The organism is Caulobacter sp. SRI_014 (genome assembly GCF_057586315.1).
This window is the reverse complement of the sequence record NZ_JBYCZQ010000001.1, coordinates 423,421-439,433: the sequence shown is the minus strand read 5'-3', so window position 1 is coordinate 439,433 and position 16,013 is coordinate 423,421. Positions and strand designations below refer to the sequence as shown.

Sequence of the window (16,013 nt, the reverse complement as noted above, 5' to 3'; positions counted from 1 at the left end):
AGACGTTGGGAGGGTCCGCCCTGGGTGGGGGAACCCTCCCTCTCACTTTCCGCCTTGCCGTCCGACTAGAGGGGCCAGGCGCGAGCGAGGATCGGGCCGGTGGAGACCCCCGCGGGGAGGGCGCCGTAGGCGCCGTAGCGCTCGGGACCCAGGCGCGCGGCGCAGAAGGCGTCCGCGGCCTCAGGGATTGAGAAGCGGATCATCAGGCTCGCCTGCAGCGAGACGGCGAGTCGCTCGGCGACCCGGCGGGCCGCGGCCTCGTCGCCCCGGGACGCGGCGAGCGCCTGGGCCGTCGTGGCCTCCACGTAGCCGTCGTAAAGCGGGTGTCCCCCTCGCGCGGCCTCCAGTTCGTCTCGCACCGCGTCCAGCGCCTGCGGCTCCGTGCGCAGCGCCCGCAGCACGTCCAGGGCGATGAGGTTGCCCGAGCCCTCCCAAATCCCGTTGAGCGGCGCTTCGCGATAGAGCCGCGGCATCACGTGCTCTTCGACGAAGCCATTGCCGCCGTGGCATTCCAGGGCTTCGTGGACGACCCCCGTCGCGCGCTTGCAGATCCAGTATTTCGCGACCGGCGTGGCCAGCCGCTCGAACGCATGCGCGGCCGGGTCGCCGGCCAGGGCGGCGTCGCAGGCGCGCGCCAGCCTGAACGCCAAGAGCGTGCTGGCTTCCGACTCCAGAGCGAGATCGGCCAGCACCGCCGCCATCAAGGGTTGATCGAACAGCGGCTTCTGGAAGGCACGCCGATGGCGTGAGTGATGGATCGCTTGGCTGAGGGCGTGGCGCATCAGCCCAGCCGACCCGATCGCGAAATCGAGGCGCGTCAGATGAGCCATTTCCAGCGCGGTGCGAATCCCGCGGCCTTCGTCGCAAAGCGCCCAGGCGAAGGTGTCCTCGAACTCCACCTCGCTGGACGCGTTGGAGCGGTTTCCGCACTTTTCCTTTAGACGTTGGATGCGGAAGACATTGCTATTCCCGTCGGGCAGGACGCGGGGCACGAGGAAGCAGGTGGGGCCGTCCGGGGCGTAGGCGAGCACATAGAAGCCGTCGCTCATCGGCGCCGAGCAGAACCACTTGTGGCCGGTCAGCCGGTACTCGCCGCCCAGACCGCGAGTCCCGAGAGGCTCCGCGCGCATGGTGTTCGCCCGGAGGTCGGAGCCCCCTTGTTTCTCGGTGAGCGTCATCCCGATCGTCGCGCTGCGCTTCTGGGACACGGGCGCCAGTTGAGGCTCATAGCCCTGCGCGTTGATGCGTGACACCCAGAGCGCCCCGACCTGCGGCAAGCTCTCCAGCACAGGGATGGACGAGTAGGCCATGCCCGTTGGACAGGCCACGCCGTTGTCGGCCTGGTTCCAGAGGAAGGAGAGGGCGGCGCGGGCGACGTGGGCTCCGGCGCGCCCGCCGGCGTTCCATGCGTAGGCGTGGACGCCAGAGCCGAAGGCCAGCGACATGAGCGCGTGATACGCCGGGTGGAACTCGACGTGGTCGATGCGCCGTCCGGTCCGGTCGTGGGTCTTCAACTCCGGCAGATGCCGGTTGGCGAGACGAGCCCAGTCCTGGACCTCCGCGCTGCCGACCGCCTGCGCAAGCCGCCGGACATCCTCACGCGCCCAGCCGGCGCCCTCCCGGTCGAGGGCCTCCGACAGGGCTGCGTCGGCCGCCAGGGGATCGTAGTCGACCAGGTCCGGCGCCTGGTTGAAGACCTCATGGGTCGTCGCATGCTCCCCCGCCACGGGACGGGAGCGCGGAATGGCGGTCGGCAGCATGCGGCCTCCTGGAATGGACAATCCCATGAGATGAACGTGTATTCAATTCTTGAGTCAAGAGCGGGTGCTCAGGTTCCCGCAACGCCCCGGCGACAGAAGGCGACGATCCCCTGCAGCAGGCCCTCCCGGTCGTCCGGCCGCTCCGCCGCCATCGGACCCACCAGGCCTTCCATCAGGACGCCGACGATCGCCGCGGCAGCGATCTGGCTCTCCTGCGGCGGAAAGATCCCCGTGCCGACGCCATCGGAGACGATTGCAGCGAATGCATCGGCCAGGCGCCGGCGATGGAGGGTGCGGACGGCCTCGACCTCAGGATGGGAGGGTTCCACAATCAGGGCGTAGGCAAGGCGTCCGCTCCGCAGCGCGCGCTTCGCAAATAGCTCGACGGCCTCGATCAGTCGCGCCTCGGGGGGGCCGCCTCGACGGGCGATCGCCGCGACGAATTCGACTTCCTGCTCTGAAACCCGGCTGACGACTTCCGCCAGCAGCACCGACTTGGACTCGAAGTACCGGTAGACCGTGCCGGAAGCGACGCCGGCGGCATCCGCGACGGAAGCGATGCTGACCTGCGCAAACCCGCCCTTGGCCACGGCATGGCGCGCTGCGTCCAGGATGCGGACGCGCTTGTCCGCCATCTGCTCATGGACTTTCGCCGTCTTCCGATACGCCATGGCCATTGCATAAGCCGAGCCGGGGGCCTCGCAAACAAATGAATGAGTACTCAGTCTTTGCGCGGCGGTTTGGCGTAGATGGCAAGCCGAGACCTGAGCGCCGGAGTCGGCCGGAGCCAAACGCGCTCGGTCGGTGGCGATGGGGCCAGTCAGTCGGGGGTGTCTTCCGACAATGGACGTTAGGCGCGGTTCACGGGCGTCAACCTCAAGGTCTGACGCCATCACACTGTTCACCAAACTTCCAGACGGCTGCTCAACCAAGCTGTGCGACCTTGATCAGGTCGGGGGCGAGCTAGCCGAGAAGGTGAGCGAACTGTCTCAACCCGACTTTTCGCGGACCAAGATCTCCATGGAACCGGGGGCGACTGGTTGGCCCCAAGCCGCCGCTGAAGCCCAGGCAGATCTCGGCCATTCGCCAGCAGTTGAAGAATGGCAAGCGTGTCAGAGATCTGGCGCTTTTCAACTGCGCGATCGACGCGAAGTTGCGGGGATGCGACCTCGTCAAGCTGAGGGTCAGCGATATTGCTATGGGCTCCGCTGTCCGTTCACGTCGATTATCGTCCAGCAGAAAGCAGGACGACCAGTTCCGTTCGAAATTTCGGAGCCAACGGGGAAGCGTTGACGGCTTGGCTCTCCGGACGCGGTCGACGGGCTGATGACTGGCTGTTTCCGAGTCGCAGCCAGGTTGGTGGTCATATTGGAACACGTCAGTATGCGAGGCTTCTCGACGCTTGGGTCGCCATGATTGACTTGGAGCCGAGCGCCTATGGCACCCATAGCCTTCGCCGAACCAAGGTCGCGCTGATCTACAAGCGCACAGGCAATCTGCGCGCCTGTCAGCTGCTACTAGGACACGGGAAACTGGAAAGCACAGTCCGCTACCTCGGGATCGAGGTGGACGATGCCCTCGAGCCAAAAGCGACGTGAGCGAGCCTCAAGCCTGGAGTCCGCCTTCCCCCCTCGGCCACCCTTCGCAGCGTCCGCTTCCTAAACCTCCCGCCCCCAGGCCCGCACCTCAGCCACAAACAGCTCCGGCTCTTCCATTGCCGCGAAGTGGCCGCCTCTGGGCATGTCCTGCCAGCGGGTGATGTTGTAGGCGCGGCCGGCCCAGCTCTGCGGCGGGGCGGAGTACAGCGCCTCGCCGGGGAAGTTGGCGAAGGCGGTGGGGGTTTCGCAGCGGGTCCCTTCCGGCAGGACGATGCCGCCTTCCTCGATCAGGGCGCGGTAGTACCAGGCGCCGGTCGTGAAGCTGCCGGTCATGACGTAGATCATGATGTTGGTCAGCAGCTGGTCGAGGCTAAAGACGTCAGTGAAGGGCTTGGTCCGCAGGTCGGCCCAGTCGTGGAACCGCTCGACGATCCAGGCGGCCTGGCCGACCGGGTTGCCGGCGCCGAGCCAGGCGACCGACTGGGGCTTGGAAACCTGCAGGCGCAGGTAGGCGCCCATCATGTCGCCGGCGGCGCCGGTGCGGGTGATCCAGTCGATCTCATCCTGGCTCTGGGGTGATCCGGCCGGCCGCAGCCCGATCATGTTGAGGTGGATGGCGCGGGCGTTCGTACCGTGGTCGTGGCCGAGCCAGCTGGTGACCAGGGCGCCCCAGTCGCCGCCCTGGGCGAGGTAGGTCTGGTAGCCGAGGACCTGCGTCATCAGTTTGTTGAACAGGCGGGCGGTGCCGCGCTGGCCGAAGGGGCGCTGCGGTTTCGAGGAGAAGCCGAAGCCCGGCAGGGAGGGGATGACCAGGTCGAAGGCGTCGGCGGGATCGCCGCCGAAGCGGGAGGGGAAGGCCAGCCGTTCGGCGGCGCCCCAGAACTCGTAGTGGCTGCCCGGCCAGCCGTGGGTCAGCAGCAGGGGGCGTTTGCCGCCGGCCTCGCCGACCAGGTGGACGAAGTGGATGTCGAAGTCCTCGACCCGGGCGGTGAACTGCGGGAAGCGGTTGAGGTCGGCGACGGCGGCGCGCCAGTCGTAGCCGCTGGTCCAGTGGGCGCAGAGGTCGCGCAGGAACTGCGGGTCGGTCCCGCAACCCCAGCCGCCCTCGATGGGGGCGACGGGGAAGGGGTATTCGGCCACCCGGCGCAGGACGTCGGCGACGGCGGCGTCATCCCAGGAGACGGTGAACGGCGTCGGCGTTGTCATGGTGGGTTTCCCTGGTTTCCTGAAGCTAGCGCGACGTGACGTCGGGTCGGTCAAGTTCCTCCTCCGGCAGGCCGCAGGCCTGACGGGGGAGGGGGACCGCCGCCGAAGGCGGTGGTGGAGGGGGCAGCGCCGGCGGATCGGGTTTTCCATGAACGCGGCTGTTTCGACCGCGCCAGAACGCGCTCTGTTCTGACAAGCCGGCGCTGCCCCCTCCACCACCGGGCCTGAGTCGGCCCGGCGGTCCCCCTCCCCCGTCGCTGCGCGCCGGAGGAGGAATTTGGGACTACGGGACCATCACCACGCGGCCCACGGCCTGGCGGCTCTCGATGTAAGCATGCGCGCCCGCTGCGTCTGCCAGGGGGAAGACCTTGTCGATGACCACCTGCAGTTCGCCCCTGGCGCAGTCGTCGATCAGGGTCTGGATCATGTCGTGGGCGCGGTCGGTCATGATCTCGGCGCCGAGGAAGACGCCGCTCAGGGAGCGGTTGCCGCCCATCAGGCTGCTGACATCGACAACCATCGGCTCGCGGCCGGCGTTGCCGACCATCGACACCCGGCCGCGGTAGCCGAGGCTGGCCAGGGAGCCCTTGAGGGTGGCGCCGCCGACGCTGTCGACCACCAGGCCCACGCCCTTGTTGTCGGTCAGCCGCATGACGGCCTTGGCCACGTCCTCGGCCTGGTAATTGATGCCGTGGTCGAGGCCGTAGGCCTTGAGCTTTTCGAGGCGGGCATCGCTCGAGGCCGTGGCCAGGACGCGGGCGCCGGCGCGTTTGGCCAGCTGGATGGCGGCCAGGCCGACGCCGCTGGCGCCGGCCTGGACCAGCACCGTCTCGCCGGCCTTGAGGCGGCCGAACTCGAACAGGCAGTCGTGGGCGGTGCCGAAGGTGACCGGGATGGCGGAGGCCTGTTTGACGTCATAGCCATCCGGGATGACCCAGCAGTTGCGGGCCGGCACGGCGCGCAGTTCGGCGTGGCTGCCGAAGCCGTCGACGGTGGCGACCTTCTGGCCGAGGCGCAGATGGGTGACTTCCGAGCCGATCTCGACGATCTCGCCGGCGGCCTGGTAGCCGACGATATGGGGGTGGTTCACCAGGGGGCCGCCGAACCGGTTGAGGGTGTCGCCGCCCTCGATGCTGATCGCCTCGACCCGGATGACCACGCCCTTGGGATGGCAGACGGGGTCGGGGGCGTCCTCGTAACGGAGGACGGACGGCGGACCGTTCTCGTAATAGACGGCGGCTTTCATGGCGGGCTCCCTCTTGTGTTTGAGGGACCGTAGCGAACCGCAACCCACCCGTCATCCCGGACGGCGCGAAGCGACGATCCGGGACCCAGGGGGTGACGGAGCGCGAAGGCGCAGCTTCAAGGCTTGTGAAGAGGCCCCTGGGTCCCGGCTCTCCAGCCCTGCGGGCTTCCGGCCGGGATGACGGGGTTAGTGGTGCTGTTCCGGCGCCGCCAGATGCCCGCCGCCGGCGTGAGCCGCCTGCGGGGCCGGGGCGTGGTGAGCGTGCGAATCCGCCGGGCCGGGGACGGCTTTCGGGAACATGCCGTCCTGGCTCCAGCCGGGCTGTTCGAAGCCCTGGTCGGCCACCTGCCACAGCAACTGGACGTAGCGCTTGGCCATCTCGCCGGTCACCGCCGAGGCGTCGATCTTCTCGGTCAGGACCGCGGTCATGCCCGATTCCTTGGCCGCATAGACGGTGCTCTTCAGAAGGTAGCCCTTCTTCTGCAGCTTCTCGATGCGCTCGGCGAAGGTCGGCTTCTTCTCTTCCTTCTTGCCGCCGAACAGGCTCCAGCCGCCGCCGGACTTCGGCTTGTCGTCCTCTGACTTCTCGGCCTTGGCCTTGAGCTCCAGCTCCTTGAGCAGGACGTTCATCAGCTTGTTGCAGCCGGAGACCACGACATAGGCGGCCTGGTCGGCCTGGGCGGCGTCCCACAGCGGCTTGAAGCCGTCGCGGAAGACTTCCGGGGTGGCCTTGCTGAAGCGCGGCGCGGCCGGTGGGCCGTGGTGGTCGTGGGCCTTGTGGCTGGCCTGGTCGCCCAGCGGCTTGCCGCAGACGGGGCAGGGGCTGCCAGGCGCCGGCGGATTGTTGATCACGGTGATGCCGCCGAGCGGTACGCCGATCATCGGCTGCTGGACCATGACGGCGGGCGCGGTGACGCCGGTGAAGACATTGGCGCCCGTGCTGGTGACACTGGACATCGGGGCGGTGAAGACCTGGCCGGTCGCGCCCGGCAGGCCCACCGAGACGGCGTTCTGGCCGATATAGGGAACGGGCGGCGTCGGCGCGTGAGCGTGGGCGTCGTGGCTCTCATGGCCCGACCCTTCGCGCTCGTAGCGGCTGTCGAGGGAGCAGCGCGGTGCGTCGCTCACGACCCCAAACCCCCGCGTTTCATGGCCAGTACCCCACACATGCCCACTGATACCCCCGATAACTATGGTTAACGAACCTCACGGGGGCGATTTTGGCAAGAGGCGATAGCGCCGGAGTGGCGTGACGGGAGCGAGAAGAGTAGAGGATGCGGCCCTTCTGCTACGGAGTTTCTATCCCTTGCGTCTTCCCCAGGCCCGTCTCGATCAGGTGCTCGACCGTTTCCGCGAAGTGGAAGCGCGCATGGGCGCGGCCACCGATGGCCCCGAGATCGTCAAGCTGTCCAAGGAGCACGCCGAGCTGAAGCCTGTGGCCGACGCGGTCGCGGGGCTGGAAAAGGTGCGGGCCGAGATGCCCGAGCTGGAGGCCATGGCGGCCGATCCGGACCCGGATATTTCCGAACTGGCGCGGGATGAGCTGGAGCGGCTGCAGGCGCAGCTGCCGGAGATGGAGCATGCGCTGGCCCTGATGCTGGCGCCCAAGGACAAGGACGAGAACGCCAGCGCCATCCTCGAAATCCGCGCCGGCACCGGCGGCGACGAGGCGGCCCTGTTCGCCGGCGACCTGTTCCGGATGTATGCGCGCTATGCCCAGCTGCAGGGCTGGAAGGTCGAGGTCGACAGCGTCTCCGAGGGGGAGATGGGCGGCTACAAGGAAATCATCGCCTCGGTCACCGGCGACGGGGTGTTCGGCCGGCTGAAGTTCGAGAGCGGCGTCCACCGGGTGCAGCGCGTGCCGGCCACCGAGAGCCAGGGGCGGATCCACACCTCTGCGGCGACGGTGGCGGTGCTGCCCGAGGCCGAGGACGTCGAGATCGAGATCAACGACAGCGACCTGCGGATCGATACCTACCGGTCGTCGGGCGCGGGCGGGCAGCACGTCAACAAGACCGACTCGGCGGTGCGGATCACCCACCTGCCGACGGGCGTGGTGGTGACGAGCTCGGAGAAGAGCCAGCACGAGAACCGCCGCAAGGCGATGAAGAACCTGAAGGCGCGGCTCTACGATCTGCAGCGCACGGCGCTGGACGATGCGCGGTCGGAGGCCCGCAAGAGCCAGGTCGGGTCGGGGGACCGGTCCGAACGCATCCGCACCTACAACTTCCCGCAGGGCCGTGTGACCGACCACCGGATCAACCTGACCCTCTACAATCTTGAGCGGATCATGCCGGGCGACGCCCTGGACGACATCATCAAGCCCCTGATCGCCGAGGACCAGGCGGCGCGTCTGTCGGCGCTGGAAGACGCGTAAGCCTCATCCTCCCCCGTAAACGGGGGAGGGGGTCAGCGCTTGACCAGCCCTTTCCACGCCCCCTTCACCGCCCCCACGCCGCCAGCGATCTCCTCGCTGAGGTCGAGCGCCTCGCCGACGGTATCGGCCATGGCCGCGCCGCGCGCGCCCATCGGGGCCGGCGGGCCGGTGGTCGAGTCCTGGGCCGTCTGGTGTTCGATCTCGGCGTTGATCTCGGCGCCGATCAGGACGGTCAGGACCGAGAACCAGACCCACAGCATGAAGGCGATCACCGCCCCCAAAGGACCGTAGGTGGCGTCGAGGTTCGAGATCGAGCCGACGTACCAGCTGAACACCAGCGAGCCGCCGAGCCACAGGACCGAGGCCGCAACCGCCCCCCAGGTCAGCCATCGCCATTTGGCTTTCGCCCGCGCCGGGCCGATCCGGTAGAGCAGGGTGAAGGCGAAGGCAGCCAGCGCCAGCACGCACAGCCAGCGCAGCGGGATCCACAAGACCAGCAGGGCGTCCAGCCGCAGGGCCGTCATGACGGCCGGCAGAGCGACCAGCAAGCCGGCCACGCAGGCCAGGAACAGCATAGCCCCAAAGGTGCAGACGTAGCTCAGCGCCGTCTGGCGGAAGTAGGGTCGGTCCTCGGCCTCGTCGTAGGCGACGTTGAGACCCTCGAACATCGCCTTCATCCCGGCGTTGGCGCTCCACACCGAGACCAGCAGGCTGATGACCAGGGCGCCGGTGAGCTTGCCCTCATGCTGGCCGGCGATACGCAGCATCTGGTCGCCGACGATCTGGACCACGCTGGCCGGGAAGACGCCGCTCATCTGGTTCAACTGTTCGCGCACGGTCGCGACGTCCGCGAACAGGCCGTAGACCGACACGAAGGCGGCGATGGCCGGGAAGATGGCCAGCAGGGCGTAGAAGGTCACGCCGCCGGCGACGGACGGCAGCTTGTCCCGGCCGATCTCGCGGATCACCCGCCAGACCACATCGCGCCAGCCCATCACGGGGATGTGGCCCGGCCGATGGGCGGCGCGGCCGCGTCCAGGCTGGCTGGCTTCGAAGGCCCGCGCGCTCATCTGGCGGACGTCCGAGGCGCCGGGGACGACCTTGTCGCCGGACCCGCTTGCCGCCACCGCCGTGCCGCGCGGCCACAGGCCGATGGCCGCCACCAGGGCGATCCAGGGCAGCAGGCCGTAGGGCCGGCTGGCGGCATAGCCGGCCGCCCGGCCCGGCATGGCCCGCCAGTCGCGGCGCCTTGTCCAGCCGACGGCGCGGCCCGCGCCCTTGCCGACGGCGTAGGCCCCACGGCCCAGCGCACCCGCCATCTTCCTTGAGGGTTGTTTGCGACCCCCGCCCTTGAACCAGACCATCCAGCGCCTCCGAAGGGGCAAACACCGACAGGGGCGTGGGGGTTGCGGCGGGGCCGCGCCTTTGGCACTGAACGCCATGCGCGCCATCGTCGACAGCCTGTATCGCCACCCGGTCAAGGGGTTCACGCCCGAGCGGCTGGAGTGGGCCGAACTGGTGGCCGGCGCCTGTTTTCCCGATGACCGGCTGTTTGCGGTGGAGAACGGGCCGAGCGGATTCGATCCCGCCGCGCCGGGCCATATCTCGAAGTCGAAGTTCACTGTCCTGGCCCAGATCGCGCAGGTGGCGAAGGCCCGCACGGCCTACGACGCCGCCACCGGCCTGCTCAGCGCCACCGCCGAGGGGCAGCCGGATTTTGCCGGCGACCTCCATTCCGCCGAGGGGCGCGACGCCTTCGAGGCCTGGCTCGCTGCCCTGTTGGGGGATGAGGCGACCGGGCCGCTGAACGTCATCGAAGGCCCCGGCGCCCACCGGTTCATGGACCACCCCATGGGCCATGTGTCGATCATCAACCTGGCCAGTGTTCGCGACCTCGAGGCGAAGATCGGCCGGCCGGTTGATCCGCTGCGCTTCCGGGCCAATCTCTATGTCGAGGGCTGGGACGCCTGGGCCGAGAACGACTGGGCCGGGCGGTCCTTGAGCCTCGGCGAGGCCTCGGCCACCGTCTACAAGCCCATCGTCCGCTGCGCCGCCACGGCCGTCGACCCGACCACGGCGATCCGGGACATCGACATCCCGGCGGCCCTGTTCGAGCACTACGCCCACGTCCTGTGCGGCATCTATGTCAACGTCACGAAGGGCGGCGCCATCGCCCTCGGGGACACTCTTGAATTGCTTCCGGTCGCAGATGGCGACCGTGGGGAAGTCCGATGACCAACCTCGTTACCGCCTGGAAGACCGCCACCGCCACCCTGAAGGCGGTCGGCGTCGACCAGCCCTCGATCGACGCCAACCTGATGCTGCAGGCCGCCGCCGGCATCACCCGCGCCGACGTCCTGACCGACCCCTACCGCGAGCTGACCCCGGAACAGCAGGCGACGTTCGACGACTATGTCGAGCAGCGGTCGCGGCGCAGGCCGATCAGCCACATCCTGGGCCGCAAGGGCTTCTGGAAGATCATGCTGTCGGTGACGCCCGACGTGCTGACCCCGCGCCCGGACACCGAGAGCATCCTCGACGTGGTGCTGCCGGCCTTCCCGGAGGGTATGGCGTTTCAGATGCTGGATCTGGGCGTCGGCAGCGGGGCCATCCTGCTGGCCATCCTGGCCGAGCGGCCGGCGGCCAGGGGGCTGGGGATCGACACCTCGTCGGAAGCCCTGGCCGTGGCCAAGGAAAACGCGGCCAACCTCGACCTCAACAACCGCGCCGCCTTCCTGCGCGGCGACTGGACGGCGGGTCTGGGCGACGACCAGTTCGACCTGGTGGTCTCCAACCCGCCCTACATTCCGTCGGCCGACATCGACACGCTCGATCCGGAGGTGCGCGACCATGAGCCGCGGCTGGCGCTGGATGGCGGCCCCGATGGTCTGGACGCCTACCGCCTGCTGGCGCCCGAGATCCTGCGGGTCCTGAAGCCCGGCGGGCTGTTCGCCGTGGAGATCGGCCACGACCAGTCGGCGGCGGTCGAAGCCCTGTTCAAGGCGGCCGGCGCCGGCCAGATGCGGACCACCAAAGACCTCGGAACGCGGGACCGCGTGGTGACCGGTTTCAAAAACCCCTTGGAAACCGCCGGGTGAGGGGTTACATCCTGACTCGTTCCCTACCTTAAAAGCCGTACCGGGGTGACCTGAAGCGGCGGGCGCGCGAGCCACGAAGGGCTGCGAGCCGGGCGGGAACCCAAGGACCACTCCAACACAGGCAGTCACGGACCGGCACAGCGTCCGACACGTCACAAGGCAAGCTTCAAGGCCCGTGTATGCGGCGCCTGGGCGACAGGAACACCATGAGAGATTTCAAGGGCATGAAGCGGCAGCGCGGCCGCAACCGGAACGCCGGTAACAAGCCCCAGCAGCACAATGCCAATCGCGCCTACGACTCCAATGGTCCCGAGGGGATCAAGGTGCGCGGAGCCGCCCAGAGCGTCTTCGAAAAGTACCAGCAGCTGGCGCGCGACGCGACGACCGGCGGCGACCGGGTGCTGGCGGAAAACTATCTGCAGCACGCCGAGCACTATTTCCGCCTGATCCGCGCGATCCAGCCCAACCGGCCGGTCACCGACATCATCGGCCGCGACAACTACAGCTCGGGCATGGATATCGACTTCGAGGCCGAGCACGAGGAGCCGACCGAGGCCCAGATCGCCGAGGCGACCGAGAACAAGCCGGAAGGCGAAGAGGGCGAGGAACGCCCCCGCTTCGAGAACCGCCAGAACAACCAGAACCGCGACGACCGCCCCCGCGACCGCGAGTACGGCAACCGTCAGAACAACCAGAACCGTGACGACCGTCCCCGTGATCGGGACCGCTGGCGCGACCGCGACGATCGTCCGCGCGACGGGCAGCAGCAGCAGACTCGCGACGACCGCCCCCGCGACCGGGACGGCAACCGCGACGACCGTCCTCGTGACGATCGGCCCCGTGATGAACGTCCGCGTGATGATCGGCCGCGTGATGATCGGCCGCGCGAAGACCGCTTCCGCGACCGCGACGACCGCGACGACCGTCCCCGGGACCGGGACCGCGACCAGCCGCGCGATCAGCAGCCGCAGCCGCGCGACGAAGCGCCCCGCGACGAGCGCCCGCGCGAAGAGCGTGAGCCCCGCCGCAGCCGCTATGAGCGCGATCGGCCCCGTGAGGAGCGCGCCGAGGCCCGTGAGGCCCGCGACCCGTTGCAGGTGATCGAACCGCAGGCCGCCCCGCTGGCCGCCGAGCCCAAGCGTCCCTCGCCCCGCCTGCGCGGCCAGGACGGCGCGGTTTCCGAACTGCCCGGCTTCCTGTCGCGCTCGGCCCCCGCGCCGGTCGCCGCCGACGCCGAAGCCCCGGCCAAGCCCAAGCGCCGCCGCGCGCCCAAGAGCTTCGAGGACGGCGGCTCCAAGGACGGCGACGAAGGCTGACCAGGGGGGGGCAGATAGCCCCCTATTTGGGGCGTTACAGCGACCGCCAACGAGATAGGGTTCCGACAATGTCGGAGCCCTTTTTCATGCGCATTCTGCTGTCTATCGCCATCCTGCTGAGCGCCGGCCCGGCGCTGGCGCAATCCTCGCCCAACGCCTTCGGATACGACTTCCCCAAGGCGGAGCTGGCCTGCAAGGAGGCGTTGCTCTTCAAGCAGGATTTCGAGGCGATCCGGTCCCTGCCCATGGTCCAGGACGCGGCCCCCGACCGGCGCAAGTTCTGCGCCTTCTTCGGCGAGGCCGGCGAGGGCCCCTGGCGGCGCTATGCGGTCGCCCAGTTCGGCGAGGATCCCTACTGGTGCGGCTCGGCCGGCTGCCAGGTGGTCATCTTCCTCGAGGACAAGCAGGGCAAATGGCGCCCGGCCATGGACGGCGCCATGACCAACAACGGCTTCGCCAAGGAAGAGGGCGGGGTGACCATCGACATCACCCAGATGCGCGATGGCCTGCCCGGAATCGGCATCCCGGCCTATGGCTACAAGAACATCATCGAGTTCAAGCTGTGGGTCTACGATCCGAAGACCCAGGAATACACGATGAAGGACCCGCCCTCGGAGTAGGGCCTCAGGCCCAGGCCGCCTACCCGAAGATTGGCGGCTTCCGGTCCTTCCACGGCATTTCCTTCTCCAGCTGGCCGGCCAGGCGGTACAGCGTTCCCTCGTCGGCGTAGCGGGCCGTGAACATCATGGCGATGGGCAGGCCGTCGGCCGACTGATGCAGCGGCAGGCTGACCGACGGCTGGCCGGTGAAGTTGAAGGGCGGGGTGAAGGGGAAGGTCGCCGACTGGGCCTTGTCGAACGCCCGCAGGTCGTCGGTCAGGGTGTCGAGGAACTCGTGCTTGGGCGGCGTCGTGCCCAGCACCGGGGTCAGGTAGACGTCGAAGGTCTCGAAGTTCTGCAGGATCTGGCGGTTCATCAGCCGCAGCTGCTGCCAGGCCCACATGGCCTGGTCGCCGGTGATGCGCTTGCCGGCCTCGTAGCCGCGGCGGGCCAGGCCCTCGATCTCGCCCTCGCCCGGCTCGCGGCCCAGCTTTTCGACCCAGCGGCGGACGCCGGCCGAGAAATTGCTGGCCGAAACCAGCGCCTGCGACCGATAGAGGGTGCGGTAGTCGACGCCGAGGCCCTGTTCCACGACCTCATGGCCCAGCGCCTTCAGGGTGGCGGCGGTCTCGGCCAGTTTGGCGGTGACTTCCTCACTGATCGGCTTGCCGTTCGGGGTTTCCGGCGACCAGAAGATGCGAAGCTTGCCGGGCGAGCGGCTGACTTCCTCCAGGTAGGGCCGCTCCTTGGCCGGGTGGGCGTAGGGGGACGCCGGTTCCGGATAGCCGGTGGCGTCGAGCATGGCGGCGCTGTCGCGGACCGTGCGGCTGACGACGTGGTCGACCGAGAAGCCGATAGCACGGTCGTAGTCCTCGCCGCCGTTGGGATTGCGGTCGCGGGTGATCTTCATGCCGACCAGGCCGCAGCAGGCGGCCGGGATACGGATGGAGCCGAGGCCATCGCTGGCGTGGGCCAGGGGCACCATGCCCGACGCCGTGGCGCTGGCCGCGCCGCCTGAGGAACCGCCGCTGATCCGGGTCGGGTCCCAGGGATTGGAGCAGGGGCCGAGGCGCCGGCTGGTGGTGACGCCGGGGATGCCGAACTCGGGGGTGTTGGTCTTGCCGACCAGCACCACGCCGGCGGCGCGGTAGCGCTTGACCAGCTCGCTGTCGTCGGGGTCGGCGGCGACTTGCGCGAACATCGAGCCGGAGGTGCGGGGCCAACCCTTCACCTGGGCGCCGAGGTCCTTGATCAGGAAGGGCACACCCTTGAACGGGCCCTCGGGCAGGTCGCCGGCGGCGACCTTGCGGGCCTCGTCGTATTCCTTGTGGACCACGGCGTTGAGGACGCCGTTGTGGGCCTCGATGCGCTCGATGGCGGCCTCGAGAATCTCGCCCGGCGAGACCTTTTTGGCCTTCACCAGGGCCGCCAGCCCCAGTCCGTCGTGCTCGACGTAATCCGCGAAAGCCATGATCTCTCTCCCGATGTCTGTTCTGTTTTCTTGAAGCTTGTCAGCGCGCCGCCAGAAACGCCAGCTTCTCGACCGGGCCCAGGGATCCCGCATCGCGTTTGAGGTCGGCGAAGGCCCCCTCGGCGGCGGCGAGGGCCCCGTCGATGTCGGCCTCCGTCATCGCCGCGCAGAGGAACATGTTGTGCCAGGGGTGGACGTAGACGCCGCGCGCCAGCATGGCGCTGGACCAGGCGAAGCCGAGGCGCAGGTCGGGGTCGTCGTCGAACAGGAACAGCGGCATGGTCTCCGGCCCGGTCTGGCGCAGGCCGAAGCCCGCCGCCGAGGCGCGTTCGTGCAGGCCGTCGCGCAGGCGTAGCCCCAGGCTCTGCATGCGTTCCAGATAGCCGGTCTCGCGGACCAGCCGCAGGGTCTCCAGCCCCGCCGCCATGGCCGCCCCGGCGTACCAGAAGCTGCCGGTGACATAGATGGAGGCCGCCGCCTTGCGCGCCTTGTCATTGCCCAGCATCGCCGAGATCGGATGGCCGTTGGCGATGCACTTGCCCCAGGTCGACAGGTCGGGCTGCACGCCGAGGACGGACCAGCTGCAGTCGCGCGCCACCCGCAGGCCGGCCCGCACATCATCGACGACCAGCAGGGCGCCGTGCTGGTCGGCCAGCTCCCGGGCCCGGCGGGCATAGGCGGGGTCCGGCGGGGCCTGGTCGATGAAGGCGTCATGTCGGAAGGGAGCGGCGAAGATGGCGGCCAGGTCGTCGCCGGCCTCGGCGACGGCGGCCTCCAGGCTGGCGATGTCGTTGTAGGCGCAGAAGTGCTGGTGGGCCTTGTCGCTAGGGACCACGCCTCCGGGGCGGGGCGTGCACCAGGGGGCGGCGCCGTGATAGGCGCCCCTGGCCAGCACGAGGCCCTTGGCGCCGGTGTGGGCGCGGGCCGTCATCATGGCCATGGTGGTGGCGTCGGTGCCGTTCTTGCAGAACATGGCCCAGTCGGCGTGGGTGACCATGGCGGTCATGGCCTCGGCCAGTTCGACCATCAGGGCCGATGGGCCGGTCAGGGCGTCGCCGATCTCCAACTGACGGACGTAGGCCGCGTTGATCCCGGGATGGCCGTAGCCGAACAGGTTCGGCCCATAGGCGCACATCAGGTCGAGGTAGCGCCTGCCGTCGGCGTCGGTGATGTGGGCGCCGTCGCCGCCGCTGAAAAACTGCGGATAGTCGTCGGGCAGCAGGCCGACCGACTGGTGACCGTACATGCCGCCGGGGATCACCGCCTCGGCGCGCGCCCGCAGGGCCTTGTCGACCGGACCGCTCATGCCTCGCTCCCTTGTTTTGGAGAACGATACGCGACC

At 68.9% G+C, this 16,013-nt stretch carries 13 protein-coding genes and 2 pseudogenes; 6 read left to right on the top strand and 9 right to left on the bottom strand.

All coding sequences use genetic code 11. From position 1 onward, the window contains the following. Positions 1-65: 65 nt before the first annotated feature. Entirely contained in the window at positions 66-1,760 is a 1,695-nt protein-coding gene (locus AC2YG9_RS02350; RefSeq protein ID WP_487296309.1) for an acyl-CoA dehydrogenase family protein, read from the bottom strand. Positions 1,761-1,828: 68 nt separating this feature from the next. After that, the gene (locus AC2YG9_RS02345; protein WP_487296308.1) at positions 1,829-2,431 is read right to left on the bottom strand and encodes a TetR/AcrR family transcriptional regulator; all 603 of its coding nucleotides are present in this window, start codon (positions 2,429-2,431) and stop codon (positions 1,829-1,831) included. A 365-nt stretch (positions 2,432-2,796) separates the two neighbouring features. On the opposite strand from AC2YG9_RS02345, the pseudogene AC2YG9_RS02340 reads away from it, so the two are divergent. Next, positions 2,797-3,358 (top strand): annotated as a pseudogene (locus AC2YG9_RS02340) (tyrosine-type recombinase/integrase). 60 nt (positions 3,359-3,418) lie between these two features. Here AC2YG9_RS02340 and AC2YG9_RS02335 read toward each other — a convergent pair. The 4 genes and pseudogenes from AC2YG9_RS02335 to AC2YG9_RS02320 form a co-directional block, all read right to left on the bottom strand. Beyond that, a complete protein-coding gene (locus AC2YG9_RS02335) occupies positions 3,419-4,564 on the bottom strand; it encodes an epoxide hydrolase family protein (RefSeq protein WP_487296307.1) in 1,146 nt (381 codons plus the stop codon). Between the two features lie 283 nt (positions 4,565-4,847). Then, entirely contained in the window at positions 4,848-5,810 is a 963-nt protein-coding gene (locus AC2YG9_RS02330; RefSeq protein WP_487296306.1) for a quinone oxidoreductase family protein, read from the bottom strand. Further along, positions 5,807-5,990: pseudogene (locus AC2YG9_RS02325) on the bottom strand (hypothetical protein); the annotation flags it as partial. The gene AC2YG9_RS02330 and the pseudogene AC2YG9_RS02325, both read right to left, overlap by 4 nt. A 6-nt stretch (positions 5,991-5,996) precedes the next feature. Next, on the bottom strand, positions 5,997-6,938 hold the full coding sequence (locus tag AC2YG9_RS02320) for a hypothetical protein (protein WP_487296305.1): 942 nt from the start codon (positions 6,936-6,938) through the stop codon (positions 5,997-5,999). 178 nt (positions 6,939-7,116) lie between these two features. On the opposite strand from AC2YG9_RS02320, the gene prfA reads away from it, so the two are divergent. Continuing rightward, entirely contained in the window at positions 7,117-8,187 is a 1,071-nt protein-coding gene (prfA, locus tag AC2YG9_RS02315) for a peptide chain release factor 1 (RefSeq protein WP_487296304.1), read from the top strand. 32 nt (positions 8,188-8,219) lie between these two features. On the opposite strand, the gene AC2YG9_RS02310 is transcribed toward prfA, so the two are convergent. After that, the gene (locus AC2YG9_RS02310; protein ID WP_487296303.1) at positions 8,220-9,506 is read right to left on the bottom strand and encodes a YihY/virulence factor BrkB family protein; all 1,287 of its coding nucleotides are present in this window, start codon (positions 9,504-9,506) and stop codon (positions 8,220-8,222) included. Between the two features lie 121 nt (positions 9,507-9,627). On the opposite strand from AC2YG9_RS02310, the gene AC2YG9_RS02305 reads away from it, so the two are divergent. The 4 genes from AC2YG9_RS02305 to AC2YG9_RS02290 all read left to right on the top strand — a co-directional run bounded on the left by AC2YG9_RS02305 (position 9,628) and on the right by AC2YG9_RS02290 (position 13,221). Next, positions 9,628-10,422 carry an MOSC domain-containing protein gene (locus AC2YG9_RS02305; RefSeq protein WP_487296302.1) on the top strand — a complete coding sequence of 265 codons (795 nt, stop codon included), beginning with the start codon at positions 9,628-9,630 and terminating at the stop codon, positions 10,420-10,422. After that, positions 10,419-11,285, top strand: coding sequence for a peptide chain release factor N(5)-glutamine methyltransferase (prmC, locus tag AC2YG9_RS02300; protein ID WP_487296301.1), 867 nt, complete (start codon positions 10,419-10,421; stop codon positions 11,283-11,285). Before AC2YG9_RS02305 ends, prmC begins: the two co-directional genes overlap by 4 nt. A gap of 206 nt (positions 11,286-11,491) precedes the next feature. After that, positions 11,492-12,601: a DUF4167 domain-containing protein gene (locus tag AC2YG9_RS02295; RefSeq protein WP_487296300.1), complete on the top strand. Its 1,110-nt coding sequence runs from the start codon at positions 11,492-11,494 to the stop codon at positions 12,599-12,601. 86 nt (positions 12,602-12,687) lie between these two features. Further along, positions 12,688-13,221, top strand: a complete 534-nt coding sequence (locus tag AC2YG9_RS02290; protein WP_487296299.1) for a hypothetical protein — start codon at positions 12,688-12,690, stop codon at positions 13,219-13,221. Positions 13,222-13,240: 19 nt separating this feature from the next. Here the strand turns inward: AC2YG9_RS02290 and AC2YG9_RS02285 are convergent, their stop codons facing one another. Next, entirely contained in the window at positions 13,241-14,671 is a 1,431-nt protein-coding gene (locus AC2YG9_RS02285; protein ID WP_487296298.1) for an amidase, read from the bottom strand. A 40-nt stretch (positions 14,672-14,711) separates the two neighbouring features. After that, positions 14,712-15,977 (bottom strand): aminotransferase class III-fold pyridoxal phosphate-dependent enzyme, encoded by a 1,266-nt coding sequence (locus AC2YG9_RS02280; protein WP_487296297.1) that lies wholly within the window; start codon positions 15,975-15,977, stop codon positions 14,712-14,714. Positions 15,978-16,013: the final 36 nt, after the last annotated feature.